Origin of the sequence: Colwellia sp. BRX8-9 (assembly GCF_014077245.1) — a bacterium.
GTDB lineage: Bacteria > Pseudomonadota > Gammaproteobacteria > Enterobacterales > Alteromonadaceae > Colwellia_A.
Genome location: NZ_JACGVN010000044.1, coordinates 1 through 3,379 on the forward strand (window position 1 = coordinate 1; position 3,379 = coordinate 3,379).

General features: G+C 31.5%; 2 protein-coding genes and 1 pseudogene. 1 reads left to right on the top strand and 2 read right to left on the bottom strand.

Translation table 11 applies throughout. The features are described from left to right. Positions 1–478: 478 nt before the first annotated feature. Together H4J70_RS20160 and H4J70_RS20165 are read right to left on the bottom strand one after the other, a co-directional pair. Positions 479–997 (bottom strand): hypothetical protein, encoded by a 519-nt coding sequence (locus H4J70_RS20160; protein ID WP_182222318.1) that lies wholly within the window; start codon positions 995–997, stop codon positions 479–481. Between the two features lie 707 nt (positions 998–1,704). Beyond that, the gene (locus tag H4J70_RS20165; protein ID WP_182222317.1) at positions 1,705–2,943 is read right to left on the bottom strand and encodes a hypothetical protein; all 1,239 of its coding nucleotides are present in this window, start codon (positions 2,941–2,943) and stop codon (positions 1,705–1,707) included. Between the two features lie 278 nt (positions 2,944–3,221). On the opposite strand from H4J70_RS20165, the pseudogene H4J70_RS20170 reads away from it, so the two are divergent. After that, a pseudogene (locus H4J70_RS20170) lies at positions 3,222–3,379 on the top strand (transposase); the annotation flags it as partial.

The window sequence follows — 3,379 nt, forward strand, 5'->3', positions numbered from 1 at the left end:
TTAGCATAGTTATTTTGTGAAATAATATGTAATAAACTATGGGCTCAAAACGTCTATCGTTAAGTGTGCTTTAAATCCCCATAAACAGTAATTCCCGTCATATGTAGACTTTTTCAATAATATTAGTAGTTTTATTCAAGTACTCGATAGGTTTGCGTATAACTTCTGGAAGCATTTATATGTTTGTATCCAATAATTTTCTTAAATTTTTATAATGGATGTCCGAGTTATTCTGTTAACACTCAACATGAACTAGGCAGTAAAATAAACCAAAATTTTGCCTTTACAGTGCTTATATGTAAATGACGGTGTTGACTCGCGCTCATTGTCAATTACAAATATATGAATGTGTGGAGGAGAGTGATTCTCTTTTTATTGGGCGCGTTAAGCGCCACCTTAGGTGCTATATTCCCGAGAGTTCTTTTAGAAATCATAAAACACATATCATACTGCTCCAACTCTGATCTTATTTGCTAACTTATGCATTTATTCTGATAGTACTTAATGTTCTCTTAAGTATTCTTTTACCAAAAATGTACGCAGGAATAAGAGGGAGTGGAACAAGTATTATAGTTGGTGCTAAAAGTGCGCACCAATAAACAGAAACTGTAAAAAATACTAATTCAAAGAACCCAACAAAAAAACAGGATTTAGATACACCTGTGTTTAGATTTTTTACAGCATATGCTTTTAACAAACCTTTTGATAAGTTACCGATGGCTTTGATTTCATCTCCATTTTCTATATGCAAACTGCCTTTAGATCTGTATTCAACGGGTGTGCCATCTATTCTAAATGTATAATCCTTTAGTTGCATATCTGACAGACCAAAAGTTGAGTTAGAGACCCTAATACTACTAACTCTTCCATTTAAAGTGTTAATGAATCCATCTACCTTTTTGTTTTTTTTGTTGGTTACATTTTGGGGTTTGGCTTTGCGTTTATAAGGTAATAATTTTATTGTTATCAATTCAAGATAATAAAAAAATGAATCCATGACTATAATTCCTAGAAGTTATTTATAAATAAAATAAAATAAATATACATTTATATACCTATTTAAGGGCTTTACTGATGTGGGGAATTATTATTTTCCCTTAACAATTTAATCGTAAGTTTTCACTGCCATAGTTTGTTTTTCTCCCATATTGACTGTGATATTCTAGTGACAATTTTTCTCTATCTCCTTGAACAGCTGCTTTTTTGAAATAAGTGTAAGCTTCATCATAGTTGTATTTATTATATGCAGACACGCTTAAATCGTAGCCATGTTTAGCAACTGCTGAAAAATAAAAATTATATAATTGGTGAGAGTAAGCGCAATAACATTTAATCTATCCGTGTTTTATTTAAATGATTTTATTATTGTATCTATTTATCAATAGGATAACTAATATTTTCTTGTTTGTTTTTCTTAGGGATATCTACTTTTTTAGGGGGAATTAATCGTTTTTTCATGATTTTTTATGTAATGATACTTTATCTCACGCTAAAAACTTGGGGCATGACTTAAGTATTTAAGATGAATTTCACACATTAGAGGCATTTATTATATAATGAAAAATTTTTGAAATATTATTATATCAGCACTATAACACTAAAAAAGATAACAGATGATTGTGTTTATAATACTTTAAAAAAGGATGACGTTTCAGTTGAAAATCAAAAAACCACTAAATGCGGTTTTTTGATAAATCACTTTACTTATTCAGTACTTACTGTTTGCATTTCTTCTATATCAACAGTGTTTTTTAGAATATATTGCTCAACATCTTCAATTTTATCCTTACTGAAACCAAGTTGTGCTTCTATCGATACTTTACCGTCAACATGCTCGATTAATAAAAAATCATTAATCCCTAATGTTCGAGAGAATAAAGTATGAACTTTACTGTTTTTAATATCTACAACTTTTAATGTTGTTGATGTTTTATAAAAGGCTAGAGGACCTGATTTAGTGTCAATCCAATCTATAGCCCAAAAATAATGACTACTATTTTTTAATCCTTGTTTGTTATAAAGGGCATCTTTATATGAAACATTCTTACAATCATTGTATAACCCTTTAGATGTACAGTTACTATGTACTGCAACTGTTTTCCCAGATAAGCTCACATCTAATGGAACAATAGTCCCATTATTAATATTAACAAGAATATAGTGGTCCGCTTTATTTAAACCTAACGAATTCCCAATACTACTAATTGAATCGAACATGCTGCCAAAAGAATCTTTTTTAGAGGTAGGGTTTTTTTCTAGAAGAATGTAATTTGTTGAAGCAACATCACCATTTTGATGATCGGCAATGTGATAGTTATCTAAAATTGTTATTGATTTAACTTGGTTTTTACCTATTGTATATTTAAATGCTGAGCCAGCTCTACCAACAATAAAACCATCTGATGTTGGAGTAAGCGAGCTTCCAGGTAAAGACTTTCCCGTTACTGTCGTTACATTAAAGGACTTACCTTTTTTTTCGACGGTAGCAATTTTTATAGGGCCATTTTCAGAGTTTGCTTTGTTATATTTCAATGTAAAAGTGCCATCAAAATTTTTCACAGCATAAGTGAATTGTCCAGTTATACGGTTTCCACCGAAGCTTGCGACACTACCCTCAAAATCATTGAACATTTCGTTGTTAATTAAAATACCATCTTTATGCCTAGCAAATAGTGCGGGCCCACCAGTAGTGTCTACCTCAAGCTTTTGAGCTAATAATTCTTTTTCAGATATGGTAACTATAGGAGTCATCTCTTTTACAGTTTGTTTTTGTTGAGCAGAGCTTGTTGCACCACCAAACATTTTCCCAATCATGGCTTTTTGCATTTCCACAATTTGAGCTCGCTCTTCAGCTGACATTTGTTGCTGTGGAGTTGTAGACATGCAACCAGTATTCAGACCTATTAATAATGCTAATGACGATGCTTTTATTTTTATATTCATTTAATTTAAAATATCCCTTTATTTATACTCCTTGAAACACTATGTAACAAAGGCGTCTAATATTTACAGGAAACCACAAATAAATCAATGTATTAATTAACTTCCCTAGATGCTTATACTAAAAATCGATTAACCAGGACACTCATAGCTAATTTGAAAGATATTAACGATTAAACAGTGAAATTAAACAGATTAAACAGGACACCCATAGTTAATTTGAAAGGTAGCATTCCCTCTACTAGGCTTATTATAAGAGTCAAAGTAAAAGGATTTTCTTTATGACTACTGCTAGAAAAAAACTGATTAGTTTGGTTGATACCCCATATTACCACTGCATTTCTCGCTGTGTTCGCCGAGCTTTTCTTTGCGGTGAAGATAAACTCACAGGTAAGAGTTTTGAGCACCGCAGAGGCTGGATTGAAGATAAGTTACTTAG